We start from the raw sequence: 26,590 nt of genomic DNA on the forward strand, positions 1-26,590 counted from the left end.
ATTTAAAATTTATAAGTAGCAGTTAGTAAATAATTTCTTGGGGTTCCCGGAAATAGTCTTAAATAGTTCTGAGCCCCGATCCAGTAAACTTTGTTGGTGATATTATTCAGATTAAAAGAAAGCTGGACAGATTTTGCCGGAGTGTAATACAAGGCAGCATCTATTGTTGTATAAGCGGGAAGCTCAAAACTTCTGGTAAACCATGGGACTTTAGAACTCTGATAAAGCATTCCGGCTCCGATTCCAAAGTCTTTTAGCAGTTCAATAGTTGAAAAATTGTAACGTGTCCAGATATTAACCGAGTTTTTAGAAGTGTTTTCTTTCCTTTTTCCTATAAGATCACGGTTGGTATCATTTAGTATTTTAGCATCAATATAGCTGTAGCCACCGTAAATATGCCAGTGAGGAAGAATATGTCCTGAAAACTCAGCTTCAAATCCACGGCTTCGGTCAGCACCACGCTGTACAAGCTCATCAGGTTCCGAAGGATTATTGGCATTAATTAAAATATTTCTCTGGTTGATTTCATACACTGCAAGATTCATTGAGATTCTCCCAAAAAGCTGAGCTTTGATTCCCAATTCTTTGAGATCAGAGGTCAAAGGTTTAAACCTGGCCGCAGATCCCGTAAGACTGGAGGTATTGGGCATTAAGGTTACCGTATTGGATTGTGGCTGATATCCGGTTAAATAAGTTCCATACAGATTGATGTTATCTGTCAGGCTGTAGGTAATACCAAACCTGTAAAGAAGTTTGTTATTTTTAAAAGATGACTCATTGGAATCTTTAAAGTTGGTAATATCCTGAAACCACTCTTGGCGGAGTCCTGATAATATTTTAAACTTTTTCCAGGTGAAAAGATGTTGTATATAAGCTGCATGGGTTGTAGTAAGAGCAGAAGGTAAAGGAGTGATCACATTAAGGGTATTAAAATCTGCACCTTGATAATTTGCGGCTCCCGGGTTCAAATCGAATGGAGTGACATTTGGCTTAGGAATGATTGTTCCATTAAGATTAATAGTTTGATAATCTGAAGCTTTTGCGGGATTGTAGGAAGGAGCTACAGTACCGTTCTTTAACAGAAAACCTCTTGCTGCATTCTGTTGCCCGCCTTTGCGTTTTTCCCAGGTTTGATTGTCATAGCCTATCAAAGCCTGATGCTGAACAGAACCTGTTTTGAATTTATAATTAAAATAGGCATTGATGTTATCTGTTGCCCAATTCTGTTTTCTCTGCACAAACTGCATCATGGCAAGGCTGGAAACTGGTTTGTTTTTTATATCAGGGACAAAAGAGTTGGTTGTTCTGTGCTCCTGAAGATTTTCTCTCCAGTATTGCTTCATATAGGAAGCATTAAAACTGATAGATGAGTTAAAATGATGAGCAACCGTTCCCATTAATATGAGTTCTCTGGTTTTAAAAAAATCGTCCGGAGCTCCCAGATTCAGAGTTCTTGGCGTGCTGTATAAGTCTGTTTTTCCTGCCACCGCTCCGAAAATAGGTTGTCCACGGTCTAGATTTCCATAAAGATCATTGAAAATCATTTCCACATTCACCGATGTTTTTTCATTAGGAACAAAAGTGATGGAAGGAGAGATGAGAATACCGCTGTTTTTAACATGATCCCTGAATGAATGGGCATTCTGATAGGCTCCGTTAAAACGATATAATAAAGTTTTACTTTTATTTAAAGGACCTGTAAGATCTGTGGTAATACGGTAGGTATCAAAACTTCCCCCTGATAAACTGATCTCATGACGAGGATTAGACAATGGTTTTTTGGTTACCATATTGATCGTTCCTCCGGGATCTACACTGGACATGGTAATGCTTGCAGGGCCTTTGAAAACTTCTACACGTTCAATATTGGAAGTCATAGGCTGTAAAAAATAATATTGTCTGGTACGCATTCCATTGATAATCTGTCCTTCTTCATTTTGACTGATCCCACGGATGTTGTATTGGTTGTAATAGCTGGAAGGAGAGACTCCGCTTACATTTTTCATGACCTCTCCAAGCTGAAAAGCCTGACGGTCGGTAATCAGTTCTTTTGTAATGGTATTAAGCGTTAAAGGGAGGTCTTTATTTTTCATAGCAATCTTGGTGGCAGCAAAAGAGTAGTCAGAAGTATAATCTTTAGATTTTCTTCCAATAACCTCAACGGTTTGAACCTCTGTAGATAAGGAGTCTTCAGAACTTGACTGAGCATAGAGAAATGATGATACGGTGATGAAACTTACGCTGAAAAGTTTCACAGGATTTGGGGAAATACAATGAATTATTTCCGAATAATTAAAATTATTGGTAATCATGAATAGAAATGTACAGGCAGTGACTATGCCCATTAATAAAAGGATATCCTTACTGGTGTGAAGACACAGGTATCCACGGAATAACACTACAGACTAAAAAATCTGTAAATGAAAAGTAGGGGAGCAAAGATTAAGCTACCGCGAAAAATGAAGCTGGGGGAGCTCTTGAACTGAAAAAGTCAAGGAGACAACAATATGAAATAGCTTTCGGTTGTGGCATTTCGTTGTCGTTTGTAATATTGATGGCAAAATCCAAATTCAAAGGTTCAGGAAGAAGTATGTTGTTCATATGCATATGAAGTACACACTGACATTCGTCGTCCTGTGAAAAGGTAGGAATTTTCTCTTCTTTTGACCCTTTCTTATACATCACTTTACTTTTGGTGTGCTTAGCATGATCAAGACATGTGCTTACACCGCTGACATTCGAAACAAATATCAGAAGTAAAGAAAAAACAAAAAAGACTCTGAGAAATTTTTGCATAATAGAAAAACAAATGTACAATTTAATTTGATAAAAACTGAGTTATCGATAAAAAGTAGTAATTTTTTTGAGTAAAAACAAGGCCACAACTTTAAAATTATTGATTTATCCTCCTTGGATACATGAAATATTTTTCTTGGTGGTATGATTGAGATCATACTCGGCGGTGTAAACACTTAATTATATTTGACCCATAGAAAATTTCATATTTCTGACAAATTACAGTATAACCTTCCGATGATTCGGGAGGTTTTTTTGTGTTAGGGAAATTAGGTTATTGTTTTAATATGTATTAAAATTAAATATTTCTATAATTGGTGATAAATTATGTTTTGAAATTACTTGTAATAATGGGCATTGTCGAGGTATTTTTATTTAAGGGTAAATTAAATTTGATATTTTAGTACCACAATCCATTCGAGGTGGGTTTTGTTTTAGTATATTTAAATGTTCGATTAATTTAAATTTCGGATTATATGTATTCAACCTCCATTAATTGGAGGTTTTTGTATATTTGACTAATCGATAGCTCGAATTATCGACTACTTTAATCTATGTTGCCTCTCAATTATGAGAGTTTTTTTATTTAGTGACTTTTAATGATGCGTGACAAAACCAAGCCAATCACTTTATCGTATATCAAGATACAGCTCAAGTTTAATTGAGTTTTCATGGTTATTAGTTTTTATCCCCGGAGAGTTTCGGGGATTTTTGTTTTTATTGAAAATCTCTACTTTTAAATGGTAAGGTTTTTCGGGAGAAGGTCAGTAACCGGATCAGTAAAATCCAATGGACTGAATAACCCAATACTATGAAAAAAGGTTATCTTTTCTTTCATAAGTCTTCATTTTATTGAATAATTCTATTCTTTTTTTCAACATCAACCACTCCCAATACCAACATCAATTGTGCTAAAACATACGTAATCATAACAACAAGTTCTTTCCCGATAGTATGCTGTACGAACATATTAATGGCCAATACAGAATCTGATACTACAAACAAAATAGCTCCTATGAACAATAATAAAGAACTAGTACTGATACTAAAATACAGCATTGTAGAAATGGTAATTCCGTAAATCACCACGGGTATCTTCATTTCGTTTAAATACGGATATATAAAGTAAATAAACGAGACTAAATATAGCAGAACAACGGTAATCCAACTCCATACATTTTTCTTTCTAATCTTAAAAAAATAAACGATGTAACAAATATGAGCCAACAAAAAGCTGCCCAAACCGGGCATAAACCCCCATCTAAATAACAAAAACACATCCCCCAAAAAACTCAAAATTAATCCAGACAAAAACCATTGGTTTATCCGAAATACATCCTGTTTGGAATAAGTAAAATAAAACCAGATAATAATAGGTAACAACAGTGGTTTGGAAAGAAGCCGCCAAGAACTACGATCTATAGCAATAAACACTAAATCAAATGCAAAAACAATGGAAAGAAGGACTAATAACAATTTGATATTGATAGACTTTATCATTGTACTATTTTATAGCAATTTTTTAATTATCTTTTTCTTATTATAATATGGATATATTTCAGGTTCGCATCAAATCATTCTATATTTGACACTTAGCTCAGATTGTTAAATTACAAATAAAATTAGGATAAAAATACTTTTGAATGTAAAATATCGATGCCTCACACTTCAGTTTATTTTATATTTTAGAAATAGGCTATTATTAGAAATATTATTGAACTTTAGGATTGTATAACTACTATCAAAAGCAATAATCTGAAGAAAGTATTCAAGAACTAAAAGAAAAAGGCGTATCATTTTAGGTGAAAAATATTTTTCCGGGGGTTTGTTTGGGGTATTTAGTGTAATGTGTTGATTATAAGTGTGAATTGTAGCCCCACCAGGGATCGAACCTGGATCTAAAGTTTAGGAAACTTTTATTCTATCCATTGAACTATGAGGCCTGGCTTACATCATAAAATTACAAATTATTTGCCGGAGTAGCTTAATGATCAGGATGTTGATTAAAGGGGGGAACTTTAACAAGACATGCTCAGGTATGTTTTAGGAGTTTTATAATCTGTGCTAATCCTCATTTTATTCCTGTTTAAAGCACAAAATGTGGTATGAAATAGTTATTCATAACACTTTAAAAATTGCTATGTTTTGAAATATTGTGAGTATTTTTGAGGTTTAAATATCTGTAACTAATTATTGATTTTAACTTCTATGATTTTAATTGTTGATGACAATCAAAGTAATCTTTATTCACTGCAAAAATTACTAGAGTCCAAGGATTTTCAGGTGGAAACAGCCAACTCCGGTGAAGAGGCTCTGGGCAAGGCCCTTAAAAACGATTATGCCCTCATTATTCTGGATGTTCAGATGCCTGATATGGACGGCTTTGAAGTAGCAGAAACACTGGCAGATTATAGTAAAACAAAAGAAGTTCCCATTATATTTTTATCCGCTGTCAATACAGACAAGAAATTTATAACGAAAGGCTATGCTTCTGGCGCCAAAGACTATGTCACTAAACCTGTAGATCCGGAAATTCTTTTACTTAAGGTGAAAACATTCTATAATCTTCAGGAACAGAATATAGCGATGAAAAAGACCCAGCAGAATCTGGAACTGGAAGTTAAGGGAAGACGTGAATCACAAGTGACGATGAAGTCTCAGATAGACCATTTTCACTTAATGCTGGAGTCGCTTCCACAAATTGCATTTACCCTGAATGAATCAGGAACCGTTGATTTTGTGAATGGTAAATGGTATGAATATTCAGATTCCGAACAGAATTTTCCTGAAATATATTCCGATGACCCCGATATCATAGAGGAGTTTGAGAGATGCAGAAAAAAAGGAAAAGCTCTTGAGCTGGAAGTTAGAATTAAAAACGTAGCTTCAGGTAATTACCGTTATCATTTGCTTAGAGTAACGCCGGTATATGACGAAGGCCGTATTAAAAACTGGGTGGGAACTTTCACCGATATTGATGATCAGAAGAAAGTTGAAAAAGAAAAAGATGAATTTTTAAGCATCGCCAGCCATGAACTGAAAACTCCTTTAACAAGTATTAAAGCTTATGTTCAGCTATTAGAAAGAAAATTGAAACTCGACAAAGAAAGCTCTGAAGCAGGATTTGTAACGAAAGTTCAGGGGCAGATTGAAAAGCTGAATACATTGATTACTGATCTGCTTGATGTTTCTAAAATAGAAAATGGTAAGCTGAAAATTAATAAAAAGCCTGTTAATCTGGAAAATTTGATTAGCAATGCTATTGAAACAATATTACAGACTCATGATCAGCGTGAAGTGAAAATTGAGCGTCACGGAACCAAACCGGATATTTTAATTCCTTTGGACGAAATCCGTATAGAACAGGTGCTCATCAACTTTCTGACCAATGCTATAAAATATTCACCAGATAATAATCAGGTTATTGTTACCACTTTTGTAGATGAAGAAGCAGAAGAAGTAAGGGTGAACGTAACCGACTTTGGAATTGGTATCCCGGATTTTAAACAGGATGCTGTATTCAAAAAATTCTATCGTGTAGAAGAATCTTCACTGCAGTTTCAAGGGATGGGAATCGGATTGTTTATCTGTTCCGAGATTATCAAACAGCATCATGGAAGTGTTGGGGTTTCCAGTATAGTAGATGAAGGCTCTACTTTTTATTTCACATTACCACTAAACTAATTTTAATGCCGAAAAAAATAATAAGAAATCTTCAGTTTGGAGTAGGTCTTTCACTTTTGATTTTAATTGCCAGTTCATTGGCCTCTTATTGGAGTATCCAAAATCAAATGAATCACCGTGAAAGTCTTTCCAAAAGCAGACGATCTGTAACAGCCGTGAAAGATGTGCTGGTTGCTTTGCTGGATGCAGAAACAGGAAACAGAGGTTATCAGCTTACCGGAAGGGAAGATTTTCTTGAACCTTATAAACGAGGATTAAGAGAATATCCTAAAGCTTTGGTACGTGCTGAATCTTTGGGTATCAATGATCAGAATCAATTACAAAGACTCGCAGGTTTAAAAACCTCAGTTGATCAGGTAATGCAGAATCTGGAGCATTTGGTTGAGAACAGACGAAGAGGCATTATTATGACTCAGCAGCAGATTACTGAAGGTAAGACTTATATGGATCAATGCCGAAAAATTGTCAAAGATTTTGTTCAATATGAGGAAAGCCAGGTTGAAATTAAAAATAATGATCTCAACCGTTCGTCTGATACAACTGTTATTTTTATCCTTTTTTCTGCAATTGCTGCAGTAGTGGTAACTACATTTTTCTATATAAAAATGCGTGCAGATCTTATCCGAAGAGACAAACTGGAAAAAATGCTTAAGGAAAAGGATGAAGAAATGACACGCCGTGTAAGTGCTATTCAAAAAATTGCCAACAGAGTGGCAAATGGTGATTACAGTGAAAAAGTAGTGGATAATGCTCAGGATGATCTTGGAGATCTTGTAGAATCTCTTAATCACATGACAGAGTCTCTTAAAACATCTTTTGATACTATTAATAAGAGCGACTGGCGCCAGAAAGGACTTGCCTTACTCAATGAATCCCTGGTAGGGAATAAGACTGTACAGGAAGTTTCCAATAAATCTTTAATGCAGCTGATTGAATATGGAAACTGCATTAACGGTTCATTGTACTTATATGATGAGGGTATTTTAAAGCTTAATAAAGCATTTGGATTGGAATCCAATATGAAAAAAGCTTTTGAGCCCGGAGAAGGAATGGTGGGACAGGCTTTTGTTAATGCTAAAACACAGGTTTATAATAACCTTCATGAAGAGGACTTTGTGGTCACTTTTGCCAGCAGTACCATAAAAATTTACGGAATTATATTGCTTCCGCTGTTTGCAGACGGCCACATAATAGGAGTGCTGGAGCTTGGTTCCACTTCTAATTTTGAGGAAGACAGAATAAGCTATTTTGAAGAATGCTGTACCAATATAGGAATTGCTTTGAGCGCTGCAAAAGGCAGAGAAAAAGAACAGCAGTTATTGGAAGAAACCCAGGCTCAGTCCGAAGAATTGCAGGTTCAGCATTCTGAGCTTGAAAATCTGAATACAGAACTGGAAGCACAAACCCAGAAACTTCAGGCATCGGAAGAAGAGCTTAAAGTACAACAGGAAGAATTGATGCAGGCCAATGCAGAACTGGAAGAACGTTCCAGATTGCTGGAAGAAAAAAATCATTTGATTGCTGAACGTAATAATGAAATTCAGAAAAAAGTGGAAGAGCTTGCATTAAGCACCAAATACAAATCTGAGTTTTTAGCCAATATGTCTCATGAATTGCGTACTCCGCTAAATTCAATTCTTCTTTTATCCCGATTAATGACAGAAAATCCTGATGAAAATCTCAATGAAGATCAGATGGAATCTGCCAAAGTAATTCATAGTTCGGGTACAAGCTTATTAACCCTTATTGATGAAATTCTGGATCTGGCCAAAATAGAATCCGGTAAAATGACCCTTGAATATCAGGACGTAACCCTTGAAGAAGTGGTAAAAGACCTGAAAAGTCTTTTCAATCCGGTATTCCAGGAGAAATCTCTTCCGTTTAATATCGAGATTGATGCAAATGTGCAGAAAGTGATCGAAAGTGACCGCCTAAGAATTGATCAGGTATTGAGAAATTTATTATCAAACGCCTTAAAATTTACCACAAAAGGAAGCATTGATTTACATATCAGGAAACATTCTGAAAAACCTGATTTCATTATATTCTCAGTGAAAGATACAGGCGTTGGAATAGCAGAGGATAAACAAAAAATTATCTTCGAAGCATTCCAACAGGCTGACGGTTCTACCAAAAGAAAATTTGGAGGTACAGGTTTAGGACTGTCTATAAGCCGTGAAATTGCAAGACTCCTTGGAGGTGAACTAGTTCTGAAAAGTGAGGTAGATAAAGGAAGTGAATTCAGTTTTATTATTCCTGTACACATAGCAACAGAAGTTATACATTCAGAAACAGATCAGGATCTTGTAGAGGTGATCCGTGAAGATGTAGAAGAAATTCAGAATATCCTTGAAGAAGGAGAAGTCAAAATAATTCCTGTAAATACCCTTGAAATCCCGGAAGATGTAGCGGATGACCGGGAAAATATTCAGGAAGGAGATAAAGTTATTCTGATCATTGAAGATGATATCAATTTTGCAAAAGCTTTATTGAAATACGCCCACCTGCAGAGTTATAAAGGAGTGGTTGTGGTAAGAGGAGATCATGGGCTTTCAGCGGCTCAGAAGTACCATCCGCATGCTATTTTACTGGACGTTCAGCTTCCTGTAAAAGATGGCTGGGAGGTTATGGATGAACTGAAATCTGATCCTTATATCAAACATATTCCGGTTCATATGATGTCTGTGCTTCATCTTAAAAAAGAAAGTCTCATGAAAGGTGCCGTAGATTTTATTAACAAACCGGTAGCTTTGGATAAAATGACCGACGTATTCAAAACGATTGAAGATGCTTTGAAAAAAGGATCCCAAAAAGTTCTGATTGTTGAAGAAAATGCTAAACATGCCAGTGCATTGTCTTATTTCCTGAGCAATTTTAATATCTCTTTATCCGTAGAGCATACGGTGGAAGATAGTGTAAAAGCCCTGACTTCTGATCTTGTAGACTGCGTTATTCTGGATATCGGAAGTACAAAAGGAAATGATTATCATGTAATAGAGTCAATAAAAAGTCATGAAGGACTGGAAAATCTTCCCATTATCATCTTTACAGAACACCATTTATCTAAAGAAGAAGAGCTTAAAATAAAACAGTATGCAGATTCAATTGTTGTAAAAACAGCACATTCATACCAAAGAATTTTAGATGAAGTAGGTTTGTTCCTGCATTTAGTGGAAGAAAAAAATAATTCTTCAGAAAATACTACAGGCAGAATGTTGGGATCTCTAACTGAAGTGCTGAGTGGCAAAAAAGTACTGATTACCGATGATGATGTCCGCAATATTTTTTCTTTAACCAAAGCATTGGAAAAATATAAAGTTGAGGTTATTGTAGCCATGGACGGAAAGCATGCCTTAGAACAAATTCACCACCATCCGGATATAGACGTGATCTTAATGGATATGATGATGCCGGAAATGGATGGTTATGAAACCATAAAGCAGATCAGAAAAATGCCTGCATTTAAGAAGCTGCCTATTATAGCAGTAACCGCAAAATCAATGATTGGAGAACGTGAGAAATGCATTACAGCAGGAGCTTCAGATTATATCTCAAAACCTGTAGATATTGATCAGCTGTTGTCGCTGCTTCGCGTTTGGTTATATGAAAGTTAAACAGATAAAATTCTGATGAAGAAGAAAATTTTAATTGTGGATGATGATCCACGCAATATATTTGCATTGAAACTTACCCTTAAGGCTCGTGGATATGCAGTTGAAACCTGTACAATGGCTCAGGAAGCTTTAGATATGCTAAAAGCTGATCCTGGTTTTTCAATGGTACTTATGGATATGATGATGCCTGGAATAGATGGCTATGAAGCAGTAAGAATCATAAGAAATACTCCTGAAATCAAAGATATTCCAGTTATTGCAGTAACCGCACAGGCAATGCCTGAAGACCGTCAGAAATGTATTGAGGTAGGCGCTGATGATTATGTTTCAAAGCCTATTGATGTAGACCTTTTACTAATGGCAATAGAAAAACTCTCATAGATGCTGGAACCAAGTATCGTAAAAGACGAAGAAGTAGAATATCTGATCAACGATGTCTATGAAATGTATGGCTATGACTTTTCCGGTTATAGCAGGGCTTCGTTTAAAAGAAGGGTAAACAGGATATGCCTTTTGGATAGGTTTACCAGCTTCGCGGAACTTAGATATACGATCATGAATGATGCAGAATATTTGAAACGTTTTGTAGAAGAAGTTACAGTAAACGTCACAGAAATGTTTCGGGATCCTTCTTTTTTCAAAGCATTGAGAGAGAAGGTTCTGCCTCAGTTAGGCACCTATCCGCTGATCAGGATCTGGATTGCAGGCTGTTCTACAGGAGAAGAGGCGTATTCTATCGCCATTTTACTAAAAGAGGCAGGGTTATATGATAAATCCCTGATATATGGTACAGATTTGAATCCCGCAGTTCTTGAGACGGCCAGAGCAGGGGTTTTCCCATTGTACCAGATGAAATTATATTCTGAAAACTATATGCTTTCAGGAGGGAAGCGTGATTTTTCAGATTATTATACAGCCAATTATGACAGTGTAAAATTTGATAAAAGCTTACAGGAGAAACTTATTTTATCTACCCACAATCTGGTTTCAGATAGTTCTTTCAATAGCTTTCAGCTGATTATATGCAGAAATGTTCTGATTTATTTTGATAGAGAGCTGCAGGAAAGGGTATTCAAACTTTTTGATAACAGTCTGGAAAACTTAGGTTTTCTGGCGTTGGGAGCAAAAGAAACGCTTAGATTTTCCACTATTGAAAAGAATTATCATCAGATTGAAGACCAGAAAATCTGGAAAAAGCTTGATCATCATTAATAACTAAGGCTATGGAATCACAGATGAACATTGAATTAATTGTTATAGGAGGATCAGCAGGAAGTTTACAGGTCATTATTGAAATGATCAAAAACCTGAATGATACTCTAAAAATCCCAATTGTAGTGGTAGTCCACCGTAAAGCCCAATCCGGAGACGTTCTGAGAACCTTATTGCAGCAGTTTACAAAAATACCGGTGATAGAAGTAGAAGATAAAACTGAAATGGACAATAATGCCATATATATTGTTCCGGCTGATTATCATTTGCTGTTTGAGAATAAGAAAAATATGTCATTAGACAGCTCAGAAAAAATGAATTATTCCCGCCCCTCAATAGATGTTACCTTCAGATCTGCAGCAGAAATTTACGGAGAAAATATGATTGGAATTCTTTTATCCGGAGCCAATGCTGATGGAGTGGAAGGACTATGCTACATTAAAAAAAATAACGGACAGGTGTGGATTCAGGATCCTGAAACGGCAGAAGTGGAATATATGCCCAAACATGCCGTAGAAGAAATTGATTATGACCTCATTGTCAAACCAGATAATTTGGCAGGTTATATCAATCAGTTGTAATAGAATAACCTAAATAATATGAACAAAAAGAAAATTTTAATTTTTGATGATGATGCTGCTATTTTAGAAGTGATTACCATCATATTTGAAGAGAATGGCTACGAGGTCAGAATCTCAGAAACTTCACATGATATCCTGGAGAAAGTGGCTGAATATCATCCGGATGTTATTCTGATGGATAACTGGATTCCGAAAATTGGAGGAGTGGAAGCCACAAAACTTCTTAAAAACAGTGAAGAATTTAATCACATTCCTGTCATCTATGTTACAGCAAACAATGATATCGCGGCTTTGGCTTCCGAAGCGCAGGCAGATGATTATGTATCAAAACCTTTCAATCTGGATGATCTTGAAGAAATGGTGGCAAAACATATAAAAGAACAGGTGTAAATCATTTGATTTTCCAAAAATTAAAATCTCTCAAAACTTGAGAGATTTTTTATTTATTGCTCAGTGCAGAAATCATTTGACTTTTTGTTATGTGATAACTGTTAACGTTATGAATTAAAGAACGTAATAAAAGATAGAGCTGGGGATTTCCAATAGTGGTATCAGAAAATGTTTGCACAAGAATTAATTTTTTTGAAACTATATTATGTGCAGTCACATATTCAGTGCTAAGATCAATGTCAATATTTAATTCTCTATTTACCTTAAGCTTAAAATATTCATCTATTAAATACTTATCATTAATCAGGTCTAAAAATTCTATTTTTGTTTCGTCCATAATGTTGATAATTAAATTTTAAAATACAAATGTTATACCGTACATAGGAAAAAACAGAGAAAATTATAATATTATAAAGAACAATTTGATTAAAATGAATTTTGCTTTTATTAAAGAAAAAAAGCTTTCTGATTGGCTCAATAATTCAGTTTAGAATAAATAGATTTTCAATAATTCAAAAACTCTGAAAACCTTTTTATGAAAGGGTATATGGATAAAAGAATCTACCCTTTAGGGGTAGACTCAGTAGATAAATACATCTCATTTTTTTAATTAGACAACAATAAAAAGCACAGCCGACAATGCTGTGCTTAAATTTTTATTTCAAATTTAATTGCAATTTCAATAGTAGTAAGAAAAGCAAATAAAGTTTCCACTTCGATTTTTATTACATAGTAAATGTAGTAATAAATTTAATACGAAATATGAATTTAATGTTAAAATTCACAAGTTATCCACAATTTACTGTGGATAACTTATATGATTCTCTGAAATTACGGCTCAGAAAGGTATTTTAAAACAAAATAATTCAGGTTTTTTTGCTCCTCAGCTGTCCCTTTATTGTCCATATGACCATGATTGATGAGGGTAGGCTGTACCGTTATATGATACTTCTTCTGTTCTTCTTCGTTGGGTAATACTCCTTCATCAGCCGGATAATCGTTAGAACGTAAAGTATACACTTTAGGAACGTAAGTTCTCGGCAGAAACATTCTCCGGTTATCCATGGTGATCAGTTTATACACCAGATTAGGATGCTGATTAGTGAATAATGCTGCCATATCGCCTCCATTAGAGTGTCCTATGAGGGTCAGATGCTGATAATCAAGTTCTGGCCTCGTCTTTTTAAGTTCATTCAGAACAAACAGTATATTATCCGAACCATTCTGCCAGAAAGGTCTTCTTACGATCTGTAAATTTCCTTCTGTCGGCAAAAGGCTGTCTGTTGTAAGCTCATGCTGAATACTTACGGTAAAATAACCTTTTGAAGCCAGTTTTTCCGTTAAATAAGAGTATACAAAATAATCTCCACCCTTATTAAAACCATATCCATGATTGAAGATAATAACCTGTTGATTAGGAATTTTCTTATTCGTTTTAGGATAATAAAAAGCAACCGGAATTTTACGGTTTCTGCTGTGGTCAAATAAAGTTAAAGTGTCCCGTTTTACTTCATAATCATTACTTTCGGTAGTTTTCTTTTGCAGGGTACAGCTTGTGATAAAAATAGAAGCTATAATAAGAGTGGATAAAATGCATTTCATGAATTGGTTTTTATGGGACAGAATAAAAGAATGATCTTAATTCTTCCGCAAATATATGGGGTAATTCCAATGCGGCAAAGTGTCCTCCTTCATTCATCTTTTTAAAGCTGGTCACATTCACAAAACGTTCGGCCCATTCTTTTGGAAACTGTGCCTCACGAGGAAAAACAAGAACTCCAGCAGGAACGTTACTTTTTTGATGAACCTGTCCGCCGCTCCATAAAGCAGCTGCATCTTCTTTGTACATTCTTGCGGAAGAACCTATGGTTTGAGTCACCCAATAAATCATAATATTGGTCAGCAACTCGTCCCTTCCACCAAATGCGGTTTCAATCAATTCCGGAGGAGCTCCTGCATTAGTAAAACTTATGATCCATGCTGCGAGTCCGATTGGAGAGTCATTGAGACCATAGGCCAGAGATTGAGGTTTGGTAGACTGTACCATGGCGTAAGCTCCTTCACTGTACCACCATTGCTGCACAAATTGAGCGAAAGCCTGTTCCTCCTCACTCATTGTTGTGAAATCTTCCTGACCAGTAGGATACCCTACATCGGTAAGGTGAACGGCTTCCAATGCTTCAGGGTATTTTGAAGTCAGTGCTTTTACTACCCCCATGCCGATATCTCCTCCGGCTGCACAGAATTTTTCATAACCAAGAACTTCAGTCATCAGTTTTTTCCAGAGATCTGCCACTCTTTCGCTACTGCCAGCTGTTTTATCAGAAAAGCCAAATCCGGGAATAGAAGGAATGACAAGATCAAAACTCTGTTCCCCTTCTGTAAGCAATGGAATAACTTTATGAAAGCGGTAATAGCTGTCTGGCCAGCCATGAGTAAGGATCAATGGTTTTGGATTAGAGCCTTTTCCCCTTATGTATTGAAAATGAATCAAAATTCCGTCTATCAGGGCGATATACTGGGGATATTGATTCAATTGCTGTTCATGCATTCTCCAGTCATAGCTATTGATCCAATAGTGGGTAAGTTCTTTCAGGTAAGCTTCGCTGGTTCCGTAGTTCCAGCCAGATCCTTCTGGTTCTCCTGGCCAGCGGGCATTTTGCAGACGGTTTTTCAGATCGGTGATAACTGATTCGGGAATGTTTACTGTAAATGGTTCCATATTATTATATTTTATTGGTGTAAGTGTTGTTAATGGAAAATATTGATAGTAAGATGGTTATCAAAGTTAAAAATTTTCTCTTTTAATAAATGTTGTCAAAATTATAAATTTTTTGATTTTTCAATGATGGAAAATTGGTAACTTTAATTCATTAAAATCTCGTAATACATATTACAATGAGTCAGGTGTTATTTTAACCCTGAACATCTTAGGTTCAATCTTCTGAACCCAATAATTCTATTATATCATATTTAAAAGCAAAGACAATGTGTCATTTGCAGTATCAACGGTCATTGGCAGTCAATCTGCTGCTGATTATTGATATTTAATATTCAAAAAAATCATTATGAAAACTTATAAAATAGCTATCATAGGCGGAACCGGAAAATCCGGACAATATTTGGTGCAAAACCTTCTTGCAAAGGGATATCATCTTAAACTTTTGCTAAGACATCCTGAAAATTTTACCCTTCAACATCCATTAATTGAAATTATAAAAGGAGATGCAAGGGACAAAACAACGATTGATAAACTGATTGAAGGAACTAATCTTGTCATAAGTACTTTAGGACAACCCAAAGGAGAGAAGTCTATATTCAGTGATGCTGCAAAAAATATTATCTCTGCAATGAATCATTATGGGATCAGGCGTTATATTGTAACCACTGGCTTAAGTATAAATACAGCATCCGATCATAAAAATGAAAGGGTAAAAATGGCGACAGACTGGATGTATCAGAATTATCCAGAGACCACAGCTGATAAGCAAAAAGAATATGAACTTCTTTTAGATAGTAACCTCGACTGGACTTTGGTAAGATTACCACTCATCCATCTTACAGAAGAAAACTTTCCAACGGAAACAAACCTTACAGACTGCAAAGGTGAAGGAATCAGTGCTGTAGATCTGGCGGAATTTTTAGTTTCTCAGATCAAGGATTCTGAATATATCAGGAAAAGCCCGTTTTTGTATAATGTGAAAGAGTAAAGAATCTATAAAGAAGAAACCACCATAATTTTGTCATTCTGAATGAAAAGAAGTGTAATGAAGAATCTCATATCATTGGTTATTAATGAGATTCTTCCTTCGTCAGAATGACAATTGTGGCAGCTTTTTTTATTGGGTATTAAGCTTTTTTATTTCTTACGACCGTACATTAAAATGCGCTTGAATGCATAAATGGCAGGATATTTTGTAAACCTTTTTGCAATTCGTGATTTAAATTCAGAGATGAAATGTTCTTTCTGTTCTCCTTCCAGACGCTCCAAATAAGGCAATAATGCTGTTCCTGAAATAAAAGTATATAAGGCTTCGTGATCATCTGCAATAATGGGATAAACCTTCTGTAATATTTCAATATCCTGAATTCCATTATCAAATAATATCTGTGCATAATCATCCATTGAAAGCACTGGCGAATCACGGTTGAAGTGCTTTAACTGTGATGCATAAGGTTCTTCATCTGCCATTTCCGTTAAAATCTGGTTCAGAATATTTTCTTTCTGAACAGGCATTTGGATGGCTAATTGTCCGTTTTGTGAAAGCAAGCCAATGATTTTAGGAAATAAAGTTTCGTGATCATCAGCCCACTGTAAAGCGGCATTACTGAAAACAAGATCCCATTTCTGATCAGACTGTGCTGTTTCTTCAATGGTCTGAAGTTTAAAATGCAGATTCTCCTTTTCAAACTTCTTAGATTTTTCAAGCATTTCTGCCGATGAATCTATTCCTAAAAATGTTGAACCTGTCAGTTTTTCCGTCAGAATAGAGGTTTGCTCTCCGGTACCACAGCCTAAGTCAATAGCTTTTATACTATTTTCAGGTTTAATTAATGCGGCTAAATCGTAAAAGGGTTTGTAACGTACATCTTTGTACTGATCATATAATTCGGGATTCCAGGGCATAAAATAATTTTTGTAATAGTTGAATAAAGATAGAGAATCTCAATAAAAAATCGGCTGTTTTTATAACAGCCGATTGTATTTATTGTTCCAGTTTTTCTTTGATATATTTTGCGGTGTGAGACTTTTTATTTTTTGTCAGATCTTCAGGTGTTCCTGTAAATACGACTTCTCCACCGTGTTTTCCGGCTTCCGGACCAATGTCAATAATATGATCGGCACATTTGATAATATCGGGCTGATGTTCAATAACAATCACGGAATGTCCAAGATCAATCAATGCCTGCAATGATTTCAGCAATTTCTGAATATCATGGAAGTGAAGTCCTGTGGAAGGTTCGTCAAAGATGAATAACGTTTTATCCGTGGTTACTCCTTTTACAAGGAATGATGCCAGTTTCACACGCTGTGCCTCACCACCAGAAAGGGTAGAAGAGCTTTGTCCCAATTGTAAATAACCTAAACCTACTTCCTGCAAAGGTCTCAGTTTCGTTACAATTTTGTCTTCATTATTATCTTTAAAGAACGCCAATGCTTCATCTACAGTCATATGAAGAATATCAGAGATGTTTTTCTCGTCAAATCTTACTTCAAGGATCTCATTTTTGAATCGTGTTCCTTTACAAACCTCACATTCAAGTTCAATATCTGCCATAAACTGCATGGAAACATTGATTACTCCTTCTCCTTTACATTCATCACATCTTCCGCCATCTACGTTGAAAGAGAAATGTTTAGGTTTATAACCCATCATTTTAGCTACTTTCTGCTTGGCAAAAAGATCACGGATATCATCGTAAGCTTTTAAATACGTTACAGGGTTTGAACGGGATGATTTCCCAATCGGGTTCTGATCAATCAGTTCAATATTTTTGATCAGTTTTTTAGGGAATTCTACAGAATCATAGTCTCCCTTTTTACCGCCCATTCCAAGCTGGATCTGGATGTCATTGGTAAGAATTTCTTTCATCAAAGTAGATTTTCCACTTCCTGAAACTCCTGAAATGACTACCAGACTTTCCAAAGGAACGTCTACATCTATATTTTTAAGATTATTCTGACGGGCTCCTTTAATGTGAATCCATTCTTTTGCTTTTCTTCTTTTCTTTGGAACTTCTATTTCAAGTCTTCCGGTAAGATATTCTGAAGTAAGGGTGTTGGCTTTTTTCAGATCTTTGTAATCCCCGGCAAAAACCAGTTCACCACCAAGATAACCTGCTTCAGGACCAATATCAATAATATAATCGGCAGCTCTCATCACATCTTCGTCATGCTCCACCACAATTACGGTATTTCCAAGATCACGAAGATTTTTCAATACTTCAATCAAATTTTCTGTGTCTTTAGAGTGTAACCCGATAGAAGGCTCATCTAATATATAAATGGAACCTACCAAAGAACTTCCCAGGCTGGTTGCCAGATTGATTCTTTGGCTTTCTCCTCCTGAAAGGGTATTGGATGTTCTGTTCAGGGTTAAATATCCTAATCCAACCTTTAATAAGAATTCCAGACGGGTTGTGATTTCGTAGGTCAGTCTTTTGGCCACTTCTTTGTCGTGATCTGAAAGCTTTAATCCACTAATTATCGGAGCCAGTTCATCCAAAGGAAGTTCAATCATGGACTGGATATTATGTCCGTCTACTTTTACCCAGCTCGTTTCTTCACGAAGCCTCAATCCTTCACATGTCGGACAAAGAGTTTTTCCTCTGTAACGGGAAAGCATTACTCTGTACTGGATTTTATACAAATTTTCTTCAAGCATTTTGAAGAAATTATTGATGCAGGGAAAATTACCTTTTCCGTCACCTTTCCAAAGGAAGTTTTTCTGTTCTTTTGTTAACTGATGATAAGGCTTGTGAATAGGGAAATCACCTGCTTTTTTAATGAAATCCTTTTTCCATTCGCTCATGGTTTCTCCTCTCCAGCAGACAACGGCATCTTCGTAGATCGATAATGTTTTGTTAGGAACAACAAGATCTTCATCAATTCCGATTACTTTTCCATACCCTTCACAGGCAGGACATGCTCCGTATGGGTTATTGAAGCTGAAAAAATGAACATTGGGTTCAAGGAACTCCATTCCGTCCAGTTCAAATTTATTGGAGAATTCCTTTACTTTTTCAGTATCTGTATTCTTTAATGAACAATATCCGCGTCCTTCATAGAAAGCCATTTGAATAGAGTCTGCAAGCCTTTGTAGAAAGCTTTCATCTTCTTCATACGAGAAACGGTCGATGACAAGATTGATTGCCATTCCTTTTTCAGGATTGAAACCAAAGCTTTCCAAATCTTCAATTCCAGCTACATTTCCATTAATTTCCAATCTTGTGAAACCTGCCAGTTTTAAAATATTTAAGGTTTCTTTAAAATTGTCCGCATCATATTCCAAAGGAGCAGTGAGTAGAAAAGAAGTATCCTTTTTAGAAGCTTTGATAAAGTCAACTACATCTGAAACCGAATCTTTTTTCACTTCTTCTCCGGAAACCGGTGAAAAGGTTTTTCCGATCCTCGCAAATAAAAGTTTCATATAATCGTAGATCTCTGTAGAAGTTCCCACAGTAGAACGTGGATTGGAAGAGATTACTTTCTGCTGAATAGCAATAGAAGGCGCAAGCCCTTTGATGTCATCTACTTTTGGCTTTTCTAATTTTCCTAAGAATTGACGGGCATAAGAACTTAAACTTTCAACATATCTTCTCTGTCCTTCTGCATAAATAGTATCAAAAGCCAAAGACGATTTACCACTTCCTGAAACTCCTGTAATAACAATCAGTTTGTTCTTCGGAATCAGGACGTCTATATGTTTCAGATTGTTAAGATGTGCATTCTTAACGAAAATCTGTTTTTTTATATCTATTTCTGTTGTGTTAGCCATATTTTCTTTATTCATAAAAAGACTGTACAGCATTAAGGCTGTCAGTAATGGTGTTTTGCCACAGAATATCTGCAGCTGTCATCAATTGAACTCTTATCTGTATCCCTGTATTCATAAGATATCCTGCATTTGTATTTACAGAATTATCATTAAAAAAAGAATACTTTCATCGTAAAATTAAGACCCACAAAATTACGAATTTTTAGTGAAAATTTTATGTTTATCTTATTGTTAAAATTGATTATTGTAAACGTTAAATAAGACGAGCAAAGTGAAAATATTTCCATTGGAAAACAATAGGAATGAGTATGTTTTGTGGAGTTATTGTAGTTTCATAGCTTGTCTTACAGTATTTTGCATGAATTTGCGAAATACATTATGTTTTTTTATTTAAGTATTGTTTTATGTTTTAAAATTATTTAAAATTGTACTCGTAAATATGTAATATAGAAATGAGAAAATTATTCAGAGATCTAGTTACACATTTAATGAGAAAAAGATAGAATTACTCCCTCACACAGATGCAGCATTATGTTGCATCTTTTTTTATGACAACTATCATTTGTCTGTCTTGATGAACTCCCTTACTTTTGACCCTGTTAAAAAAACTACGGAAACGATTATGATCAAAAAGATAGGAAGTGCTTTTTTTCTGGGATCTTTACTTTGGATAAACGCACAGGAAAAGACAACGGATATTGAAAGCATTGAATTTCAGGGAAAATTTATCTCCACACCATACAAAAGTGCTAACCAGAACATCAGTGTCATCACCCGAGAAGATATTGTAAATTCTCCGGCTAAAAGTATTGATGAAATTCTTCAGCAGGTAACAGGAATGGATATCAGAAGGAGAGGAGCTAATGGGGTACAGAGTGATATCAGTTTCCGTGGAAGTTCTTTTGAGCAGGTTCTTCTGCTTTTGAACGGAATCAGAATGAATGATTCCCAGACCGGACATAATAATATGAATATTCCGGTAGATCTGGATGACGTAGAAAAGATAGAAATCATAAAAGGACCTGCTGCCAGACGTTTTGGGCAGAATGCTTACGCAGGGGTTATCAATATCATTACCAAAGCTACACCAGGAAAAAGAGTGAAGATCAGTGCTGATGGAGGAGATTATAGTACCTATGGTCTCGGATTCAATGCGCAAATTGGAAATGAGAAGTTTACGAATTCACTTCAGGCCAATTCTTCGTCTTCTGAAGGATATATGTTCAATACAGATTACGAGATCAGAAATGTATTTTATCAGGGAAAACTGAATATCAAAAACGGAGATGTAAGGGTTCAGGCTGGTTTTTCGGAAAAGAAATTCGGGGCTAACGGCTTTTATGCTTCCAGTGCTGCCACAAAACAGTATGAGGAAACACAGGCTTCCATTGTAAGTGTGGCTCATCAGCAGACTTTTGGAAAGCTAAAGCTTAATTCTAATGTATACTGGCGAAGAGGGCAGGATATGTACCTTTATGACAGATGGAATCCGGATTTTTACCGAAATATGCATATTGGAAATAATGTGGGTGGAGAAGTTAATTCCAGCTATCAATGGGGATTGGGAACCACCGGAATTGGTGTTGAATTGAGAAAAGAATTTTTAGCAAGCAGTAATCTGGGCGACAGAAACCGTTTTGTATCTCAGGTTTTCTTTGAACATCATTTTTCATTGCTGGATAAAAAACTGAACATCAGCCCGGGAATTTCTTGGGCAAACTATTCGAAGGAAGGAAACTTTTTCTATCCTGGGCTGGATGTAGGGTATAACTTCAATCCTAATCATAAAGTGTACGGAAATATTGCAAAAGTACACCGTATCCCGACTTTTACGGATCTGTATTATATCAGTAAAACAGAACAGGGAAATCCGGATTTACAGCCTGAAAATGCACTGTCATCCGAGGTAGGATACCAATATCAGGATAGTAAAATTTTAGCCAAAGTAAGCGGGTTTTTAAGAAATTCCAGCAACTCTATTGATTGGGTGAAAAAAGATATAAATGATAAAATCTGGTTTGCAGAAAACGTGGGAGATATCAAAACCAAAGGAATTGAAGCAGAGTGGAGCCACAGACCGCTGGACTGGTTAAAATATACGATTGGATATACCTATATCGACAGTAAATATGAAGAAAAAAATGGTTTAGTTTCAAGATATATTCTGGACAATCTGAAACACCAGTTTATTTCTAAATTAGAAGTGAAATTCCTGAAAAACTTTACGAATGAGGTTGTTTACCGTTACAATGAAAGAGTAAATCTTGGAACCTATAATCTTGTAGATGAGAAACTAAGCTTTGCTAAAAAAGACTACTCTGTGTATGTGCTGATTAACAATATTACGAATACACAATACACAGAAGCGTTTGGCGTAGGAATGCCGCAAAGGTGGTTCCACATTGGTTTTTCTTATACAATTAATATTAAGTAGGTGTTAATTTAATATTAATGAAAGTTAATATTAACAAATTGTTAAAAAATCTACATTTGCAAAAATTTTTTATGAAACGTCTTATAGGCTTAGGTTTACTACTTGGAATTTCTTTTTTTAAAGCACAGGAACACATTTCCAGCTTCAATGCAGTAACTCTGACCTATAAGTTTCATCCCAAATTTTTCCTTTATGCAGAAGGGCAGATGCGTGGTAACGAAGATTATACCTACCCTGATTATTATGAAATAAAAGGGGGCTTAGGGTATAATCTTACTAAAAACCATAAACCTTTTGTGGGGCTTGGAAGATATGTGAATTACAAAGACCACAGCTTAAGCAGAGAGGAGTTCAGGGTTTGGCTGCAGGATGTTATCGATATCAAAAAGGGTATTGTAAAATTTGAAAACCGTTTCCGTGCTGAAAAGAGTTGGTTTTATGAGCCCAAAACAGATCAGACTTCCCAGAGAATGCGTTACAGATACCGTCTGAATGTAAGTGTCCCTTTAAATGCCAAAACGATCAAGAAAGGAACTGTTTTCGCTAATGCTTATGACGAAGTTTTCTTTGTCTCTCCGATGAAGCCTACTTTTGCCAGAAACAGAGTCTATGGCGGTTTCGGCTATCAGATCGATGATTATTTTGGAATTGTGAGCGGATATTTGTGGCAGCGTGAATTTGAAGCCAAAGGAAATAAAAATTTACATTTTATTTATCTGGCTTTAAACATCAACATTGACGGTACAGACCATCACACGAAAACTTATGATTTCCCGGGTGCGGATTAATATTTTTCTATCAGATAACGATAGGCTTTCAGGTATTTGTTAAATCTTTTGATGTCTTTAGGAGTAAGTTCTCTGTTTACTCTTCTGAGGTCCATGTTATCACGAAGGTCATTCAGCTTTACAGCAACGGAAAGGAGGGATCTTTCTGTTCTTTTTATGAATTCATCATAATCTTCTTCAGGGTCAAACTTGGTAAGACAGCTGATCGCGAAAATAATATATTCAGGAAATCCTTCAGATCTTAAATAATCAAGGCTGAATTCCAGTGGGTGATCCTCTACAACATCGTGCAGAACGCCTACAATTTTTTCGTCCAGTGTTTTACCATAATTCATCACACGCATTACGTGGCCAATGTATGGAGCATGGTATTTATCAGTTTGTCCTTTATGAGCCTTATCGGCGATTTTGATTGCTTTGTTCAGTAATTCTTCTTTTGTCATTGCTAATGAAAAATAGAATACAAAAATAGAAAATGCCTTAAAAACTAAGGCATTTTTATTAAAATTATTTCAAATGATTTTATGAATTGCTTTCATCCTCTACAGGAGCGTGCGGAGCATTGTTTTTTACGGATTCTATGCCATTTTCCATGCCGTTGTCAGATTCATACATCTGGCTGGTTCCTATGATCTGTCCGTTTCCAGCTTTAAGATTAAAATAAGATCTGCCGTCATTGGCGGTGTTTCTTTCAAATTTTGAATCTTCCTGTGAGTTGGTTTTTACAGATCCGATTCCGTTTTCGCAGGATGGCTTTGTACTGTATCCCTGACTGGTTAAAATAACCTGTCCGTTTCCTGCTTTAAGATTAAACTGAAAGTCTCCGTTTGTTCTTTTAGAGATAATAAATTTTCCCATGGTAATAGTTTTTGTGATTATTTGGATGGTATTAGTTTTTTAGGATCCGCCTGAATTTTTTCCGGGGTAATGGCGTTTAAAATTTTGTATTGAGAATAGTCTTTTGAAGGCTCTTTTAGGGCAAGATAGATGATCGTGTCGTTAGGCTTCTTTATCAGCATTTTATACAATCCTTTCTGCTGTTGAGTTGAAGTCAGTCCAAAACTTTTAAACAAATCTTTATTCTGAATTTTTACGGTATCTGCTTTAGGAAAAGGTATTAATTTATCTCTTTTTTGTGCTGTCAGAGCAGCAGAGATAAGGAGCAGGGGAAATAATATAATTCTCATGTGTTTGTTAATTTTAAATAAAAATAATGATTTTTTTTGAATAAAACCACTGAATGTCAGTAAATTCAATGGTTGTCATTATCGACGTATATAAAAAAAGCGCCTCAAAAATTGAGACGCTGAATCAAATTTATGTTATTAAAGACTAATAAGCTCCTTTCTCGATATAGTGAGCGGCTACTTTTTCAGTAAGTGCTACTACATTCGGATGGTTGGTATACTTTGTGAATCTTCTTAATCCTGAAAGCATCATTCTCTGCTCATCTCCTTCAGCAAAAGAAATGATTCCTTCTTTAGCCGCAGTGATGATTTTCTCAACAGCTTTGTAAAGGTTCAATTGAGCCATAGCTGCTTCTACAGACTCAGGAGAGAAGTGTTTCTCTGCTCTTAATACTGCAGATTCTGCCATATAGATCTGGTTAAGGATTTCAGATGCATTCAATAATAAATGCTGTTGTTTTTCAATATCCATCATGTATTTCTGAAGGGCAGCACCGGAAACCATTAAGAATACTTTCTTAAGATTAGCGATAATTGCTTTTTCTTCACTCATGAATTCTGAATAATCAGGAACTTCAAATGAAGGGATGCCCATCAATTCTTTGCTGATGGCCATTGCAGGAGATAAAAGATCTAATTCACCTTTCATTGCTCTCTTAATAAGCATTCCTACTGCTAATAATCTGTTGATTTCGTTGGTCCCTTCATATATTCTTGAAATTCTTGAATCTCTCCATGCTGCTTCCATCGGAGTATCTTCAGAGAATCCCATACCTCCGTACACCTGGATTCCTTCGTCTGCTGTATGCTGAGCAAGATCAGAAACGAATACTTTAAGGATTGAGCATTCTACCGCGAATTCTTCAACACCTTTCAATTCTGCTTCCTGGTGGCTTAATCCAGCTGCTACTAATTCATCTATTTTATCCTGAACGTTTTTAGCTGCTCTGTAAGAACCTGCTTCACTTACGAAAACTCCGGTTGCCATTTCTGCGATTTTCTTTCTGATCGCTCCGAAAGTTGCAATAGAAACACCAAACTGTTTTCTTTCGTTAGAATACTGAATAGAGTGGTTTAAAATTCTTCTCTGTGCATCAAGACAAGCGGCAGCCAATTTGATACGGCCTACGTTCAATGCATTTAAAGCGATCTTGAAACCATTGTTTCTTTCTCCTAAAAGATTTTCCACAGGAATCTTCATATCATTGAAGAAAACCTGACGCGTAGAAGAAGCGCGGATACCCAATTTGTGCTCTTCTTCTCCAAAAGTTAAGCTTTCAGGGTTTTCAAGTTCAGATCTGTTGATTACAAAACCTGTGATATTTTTATCATCATCAATTTTAGCGAATAATGTAAATGTATCTGCAAATCCTGCATTAGATATCCACATTTTCTGCCCGTTGATGATATAATGTTTTCCGTCTTCGGAAAGTTTTGCTTTTGTTTTTCCTGAATTGGCATCAGAACCAGCATCCGGCTCCGTTAAACAATAAGCACCAAACTTAGTTCCAGCCGCTAAATCCGGAAGGTATTTTTTCTTTTGCTCCTCAGTTCCGTAAAGAACGATTGGCAGGGTTCCGATACCTGTGTGAGCTCCATAAGCCGTCGCTAATGAACCTGTAGTTCCGGAAATATAATCGCAGGCAAGCATTGTAGTCACAAAGCCCATTCCAAGACCACCATATTCTTCAGGAACAGCGATACCAAGCATACCCATTTCTCCTAATTTACGCATTGTCTCTTCAGTAAATGCATAATCTTTCTTCTCAAAACGTTCTTTTTGAGGAACTACCTCTCTGTCGATAAATTCTTTTGCAGAATCACGAAGCATCTTTTGTTCTTCGTTCAGTTCTTCAATACTGAAAATTTCGTTTGCAGGAATCTGTTTGATAAGGAATTCCCCGCCTTTTAATGTAGCCATATATTATTTTGTTTTTTAAATTTTTTTAGACATTCAGATAATAGACGGATAGATGATAGATTATTATTGTGGCCTATTTTCTATTTGTCTATTCTCTCTTTGTCTTTTTTCTTATTAATCTCTATTTAAAGTATTCTGAAATACCATTGTTGCTTTTTGAAATTCCTCAATCTTGGTTTCAAAGATTTCAGTTTTTTCATCAGATAAATATTTTCTATGATTTGCCAACAATATTTGTGTTTGCAATTCAAATGAAGAACCTAAAGAAATATCTAAAAAATGACTGAAAGACTTATTTGTTCTGCTTGAACCTTCGGCTATGTTTGATGGAATTGAAATAGCACATCTGTCCATTTGACTTTTCAAACCATATTTTTCATAAGTTGGAAAAGTATCCGTAAGATCTAAAGTTAGTCTTGATAACTCCATACTCATTTGCCAAATTTTAAGCTTCTTAAAATTGTGTCTTTTGAAATCATTCATG

The 26,590-nt window shown here is 35.7% G+C and carries 22 protein-coding genes and 1 tRNA gene; 9 read left to right on the forward strand and 14 right to left on the reverse strand.

The window, feature by feature from the left end; translation table 11 throughout:
* Positions 1–2 precede the first annotated feature (2 nt).
* The 4 genes from ACM6F9_RS07745 to ACM6F9_RS07760 all read right to left on the reverse strand — a co-directional run bounded on the left by ACM6F9_RS07745 (position 3) and on the right by ACM6F9_RS07760 (position 4,739).
* Positions 3–2,345, reverse strand: a complete 2,343-nt coding sequence (locus ACM6F9_RS07745; protein ID WP_414845179.1) for a TonB-dependent siderophore receptor — start codon at positions 2,343–2,345, stop codon at positions 3–5.
* 97 nt (positions 2,346–2,442) lie between these two features.
* Complete coding sequence (locus ACM6F9_RS07750; protein WP_414845180.1) at positions 2,443–2,682, reverse strand: hypothetical protein; 240 nt, start codon at positions 2,680–2,682, stop codon at positions 2,443–2,445.
* A 963-nt stretch (positions 2,683–3,645) separates the two neighbouring features.
* Complete coding sequence (locus tag ACM6F9_RS07755) at positions 3,646–4,296, reverse strand: lysoplasmalogenase (protein ID WP_414845181.1); 651 nt, start codon at positions 4,294–4,296, stop codon at positions 3,646–3,648.
* A 371-nt stretch (positions 4,297–4,667) separates the two neighbouring features.
* Positions 4,668–4,739 (reverse strand) — tRNA-Arg (locus ACM6F9_RS07760).
* Positions 4,740–5,004: 265 nt separating this feature from the next.
* On the opposite strand from ACM6F9_RS07760, the gene ACM6F9_RS07765 reads away from it, so the two are divergent.
* The 6 genes from ACM6F9_RS07765 to ACM6F9_RS07790 are packed head-to-tail and all read left to right on the forward strand — an operon-like array spanning position 5,005 to position 12,277.
* Positions 5,005–6,480, forward strand: coding sequence for a response regulator (locus tag ACM6F9_RS07765; protein ID WP_414845182.1), 1,476 nt, complete (start codon positions 5,005–5,007; stop codon positions 6,478–6,480).
* A 5-nt stretch (positions 6,481–6,485) separates the two neighbouring features.
* Positions 6,486–10,094, forward strand: a complete 3,609-nt coding sequence (locus ACM6F9_RS07770; protein ID WP_414845183.1) for a response regulator — start codon at positions 6,486–6,488, stop codon at positions 10,092–10,094.
* Positions 10,095–10,109: 15 nt separating this feature from the next.
* Positions 10,110–10,475, forward strand: coding sequence for a response regulator (locus ACM6F9_RS07775; RefSeq protein ID WP_414845184.1), 366 nt, complete (start codon positions 10,110–10,112; stop codon positions 10,473–10,475).
* A complete protein-coding gene (locus ACM6F9_RS07780; RefSeq protein ID WP_414845185.1) occupies positions 10,476–11,306 on the forward strand; it encodes a CheR family methyltransferase in 831 nt (276 codons plus the stop codon). It abuts the gene before it with no gap.
* An 11-nt stretch (positions 11,307–11,317) separates the two neighbouring features.
* Positions 11,318–11,887, forward strand: a complete 570-nt coding sequence (locus ACM6F9_RS07785; protein ID WP_414845186.1) for a chemotaxis protein CheB — start codon at positions 11,318–11,320, stop codon at positions 11,885–11,887.
* Between the two features lie 18 nt (positions 11,888–11,905).
* Complete coding sequence (locus ACM6F9_RS07790; protein WP_034694282.1) at positions 11,906–12,277, forward strand: response regulator; 372 nt, start codon at positions 11,906–11,908, stop codon at positions 12,275–12,277.
* A 49-nt stretch (positions 12,278–12,326) separates the two neighbouring features.
* Here the strand turns inward: ACM6F9_RS07790 and ACM6F9_RS07795 are convergent, their stop codons facing one another.
* The 3 genes from ACM6F9_RS07795 to ACM6F9_RS07805 form a co-directional block, all read right to left on the reverse strand.
* Positions 12,327–12,614 carry a hypothetical protein gene (locus ACM6F9_RS07795; protein WP_414845187.1) on the reverse strand — a complete coding sequence of 96 codons (288 nt, stop codon included), beginning with the start codon at positions 12,612–12,614 and terminating at the stop codon, positions 12,327–12,329.
* Positions 12,615–13,108: 494 nt separating this feature from the next.
* Complete coding sequence (locus ACM6F9_RS07800) at positions 13,109–13,879, reverse strand: alpha/beta hydrolase (protein WP_414845188.1); 771 nt, start codon at positions 13,877–13,879, stop codon at positions 13,109–13,111.
* A 10-nt stretch (positions 13,880–13,889) separates the two neighbouring features.
* On the reverse strand, positions 13,890–14,999 hold the full coding sequence (locus tag ACM6F9_RS07805) for an epoxide hydrolase family protein (RefSeq protein WP_414845189.1): 1,110 nt from the start codon (positions 14,997–14,999) through the stop codon (positions 13,890–13,892).
* Between the two features lie 346 nt (positions 15,000–15,345).
* On the opposite strand from ACM6F9_RS07805, the gene ACM6F9_RS07810 reads away from it, so the two are divergent.
* Positions 15,346–15,987: an NAD(P)-dependent oxidoreductase gene (locus ACM6F9_RS07810; protein WP_414845190.1), complete on the forward strand. Its 642-nt coding sequence runs from the start codon at positions 15,346–15,348 to the stop codon at positions 15,985–15,987.
* A 149-nt stretch (positions 15,988–16,136) separates the two neighbouring features.
* Here the strand turns inward: ACM6F9_RS07810 and ACM6F9_RS07815 are convergent, their stop codons facing one another.
* Both ACM6F9_RS07815 and uvrA read right to left on the reverse strand, forming a co-directional pair.
* Entirely contained in the window at positions 16,137–16,904 is a 768-nt protein-coding gene (locus ACM6F9_RS07815; protein ID WP_414845191.1) for a methyltransferase domain-containing protein, read from the reverse strand.
* Positions 16,905–16,983: 79 nt separating this feature from the next.
* Positions 16,984–19,776 carry an excinuclease ABC subunit UvrA gene (gene uvrA, locus ACM6F9_RS07820; RefSeq protein WP_414845192.1) on the reverse strand — a complete coding sequence of 931 codons (2,793 nt, stop codon included), beginning with the start codon at positions 19,774–19,776 and terminating at the stop codon, positions 16,984–16,986.
* Between the two features lie 622 nt (positions 19,777–20,398).
* Between uvrA and ACM6F9_RS07825 the strand changes: the two genes are divergently transcribed.
* Entirely contained in the window at positions 20,399–22,210 is a 1,812-nt protein-coding gene (locus tag ACM6F9_RS07825; protein WP_414845193.1) for a TonB-dependent receptor plug domain-containing protein, read from the forward strand.
* Between the two features lie 71 nt (positions 22,211–22,281).
* A complete protein-coding gene (locus tag ACM6F9_RS07830) occupies positions 22,282–22,998 on the forward strand; it encodes a DUF2490 domain-containing protein (RefSeq protein WP_414845194.1) in 717 nt (238 codons plus the stop codon).
* Here the strand turns inward: ACM6F9_RS07830 and ACM6F9_RS07835 are convergent.
* The 5 genes from ACM6F9_RS07835 to ACM6F9_RS07855 all read right to left on the reverse strand — a co-directional run bounded on the left by ACM6F9_RS07835 (position 22,995) and on the right by ACM6F9_RS07855 (position 26,589).
* Positions 22,995–23,441 (reverse strand): phosphohydrolase, encoded by a 447-nt coding sequence (locus tag ACM6F9_RS07835; RefSeq protein ID WP_105703785.1) that lies wholly within the window; start codon positions 23,439–23,441, stop codon positions 22,995–22,997. The genes ACM6F9_RS07830 and ACM6F9_RS07835 overlap by 4 nt on opposite strands.
* A 79-nt stretch (positions 23,442–23,520) precedes the next feature.
* Entirely contained in the window at positions 23,521–23,856 is a 336-nt protein-coding gene (locus tag ACM6F9_RS07840; protein ID WP_105703784.1) for a YegP family protein, read from the reverse strand.
* 17 nt (positions 23,857–23,873) lie between these two features.
* Complete coding sequence (locus tag ACM6F9_RS07845; RefSeq protein WP_414845195.1) at positions 23,874–24,185, reverse strand: hypothetical protein; 312 nt, start codon at positions 24,183–24,185, stop codon at positions 23,874–23,876.
* A gap of 145 nt (positions 24,186–24,330) precedes the next feature.
* Positions 24,331–26,106 (reverse strand): acyl-CoA dehydrogenase family protein, encoded by a 1,776-nt coding sequence (locus ACM6F9_RS07850; RefSeq protein WP_414845196.1) that lies wholly within the window; start codon positions 26,104–26,106, stop codon positions 24,331–24,333.
* Positions 26,107–26,220: 114 nt separating this feature from the next.
* Positions 26,221–26,589 carry a four helix bundle protein gene (locus ACM6F9_RS07855; RefSeq protein WP_414845197.1) on the reverse strand — a complete coding sequence of 123 codons (369 nt, stop codon included), beginning with the start codon at positions 26,587–26,589 and terminating at the stop codon, positions 26,221–26,223.
* Between the last annotated feature and the right edge of the window lies 1 nt (position 26,590).

The organism is Chryseobacterium sp. IT-36CA2, from assembly GCF_949767875.1.
In the GTDB taxonomy this organism is placed as follows: Bacteria; Bacteroidota; Bacteroidia; order Flavobacteriales; family Weeksellaceae; genus Chryseobacterium.